This window comes from Ureibacillus galli, assembly GCF_014836845.1.
GTDB classification, from domain to species: Bacteria; Bacillota; Bacilli; order Bacillales_A; family Planococcaceae; genus Ureibacillus; species Ureibacillus galli.
The window spans coordinates 1-1,721 of the sequence record NZ_JACSQA010000068.1; the positions used below are offsets into that span (position 1 = coordinate 1).

The 1,721-nt window shown below is 39.5% G+C and carries 2 protein-coding genes; both read left to right on the forward strand.

Going from position 1 to position 1,721, the window contains the following annotated elements; genetic code table 11:
- Positions 1-224, forward strand: a 224-nt coding sequence (locus tag H9636_RS19220; protein ID WP_225230345.1) for a hypothetical protein, incomplete at its 5' end; no start/stop codon positions are given.
- Between the two features lie 19 nt (positions 225-243).
- A complete protein-coding gene (locus H9636_RS18905; RefSeq protein ID WP_191709097.1) occupies positions 244-1,602 on the forward strand; it encodes an IS1182 family transposase in 1,359 nt (452 codons plus the stop codon).
- The last annotated feature ends 119 nt before the right edge of the window (positions 1,603-1,721 follow it).

Sequence of the window (1,721 nt, forward strand, 5' to 3'; positions counted from 1 at the left end):
CAGACTGTAGACAAACTCGAAATTTCGAGTTTGCCTACAGTCTTTTTTCTTTTAAAATAAAAGTAATAGTTTCTGAAATAGAGTTAGTTGATTTCCGTTTCGGCGGACGCTTTCCGCGGGCGTGGCCCAATCCTCCTCGTCGCTTTGCTCCTGCGGGGTATCGGCCTTCACGCTTTTCCCGCAGGAGTCGCCGCCTACACTACAATCAACTCCTTTCTAAATAAATGTCTGAGGTGAATGGATATGATGTCGAAAAATCAAATAAATGAACGTGATCAAATTGAGATGATTACAATTGAACAACTTGTACCACCGAATCATCTTGTTAGAAAGCTTGAATCAGCTATTGATTTTTCCTTCATCTATCCACTAGTAGAACCACTGTATTCAACACTAGGTCGACCGAGTGTGGATCCAGTCGTATTAATTAAAATGACATTTGTTCAATATGTATTTGGAATTCGTTCAATGCGTCAAACTATAAAAGAGATCGAGACGAATATGGCATATCGATGGTTTTTAGGATTTGGATTCCATTCTGAAGTACCGCACTTTTCTACCTTCGGTAAAAATTATGAACGTCGTTTCCAAGATACGGATATCTTTGAACAGATTTTCTATCGAATTCTTAAAGAAATTGCAGATAAAGGATTACTAAGTGCCGACCATGTCTTCATCGATTCAACTCATGTTAAAGCCAGTGCGAATAAACGTAAATTCGAAAAGAAGATTGTACGCAAAGAGACTCGGGCATATGAAGCTAAACTTCAAGAAGAGTTGAATCAAGATCGGATTGATCATGGGAAGAAACCATTCCCGCCAGATAAATTTGAAAAAGAAGAGATGAAGGAAATTAAAGAGAGTACGACAGATCCTGAAAGTGGCTACTATGTAAAAGATGAACGGACGAAGCAGTTTGCTTATTCATTCCATGCGGCAGCGGATAGGTATGGATTTATACTTGGATCGATTGTGACACCTGGGAATGTTCATGATAGTCATATGCTTCAGCCACTTGTTGAAAAGGTAATGGAAAAAGTGAAGAAGCCACTTGCGGTTGCGGCCGATGCTGCTTATAAAACACCTGCGATTACTAAGTTTTTATTTGAACATGATATTCAACCGGCACTTCCGTATACACGACCAAAAACGAAGGATGGATTTTTACGTAAACACGATTATGTATATGACGAGTACTATGATTGTTACCTTTGTCCGGAAGGGCAAATCCTAAAATATTCGACAACGACTAAAGATGGAAAACGCCAATACAAATCGAACCCTACTGAGTGTGCAAACTGTCCTTTGCTTGCTCGATGTACGAACAGTAAAGACCATCGAAAAATTATTGAGCGTCATATTTGGGCACATCATGTAGAGGAAGCGGATCATCTTCGTCATCAAAACGATATCAAACAAATATATGCAAGACGTAAAGAAACGATTGAACGTGTTTTTGCGGATGCGAAAGAAAAGCATGGTATGCGATGGACAACCCTACGTGGGATTAAAAAATTGTCCATGCAGGCGATGCTTACTTTTGCTGCCATGAATTTAAAGAAGCTTGCCAATTGGACATGGCAAGCTCCAGAAATGGTCTAAATAGAATACTCGTAGAGTGCTTTTGCTTAAAATAAGACTGTCAAATACCCGAAAAACGTTCAAAATTACAAAAGGCCTTCAGAATGTGACCATTCTGAAGGCCTTTTGTCGACAATCTG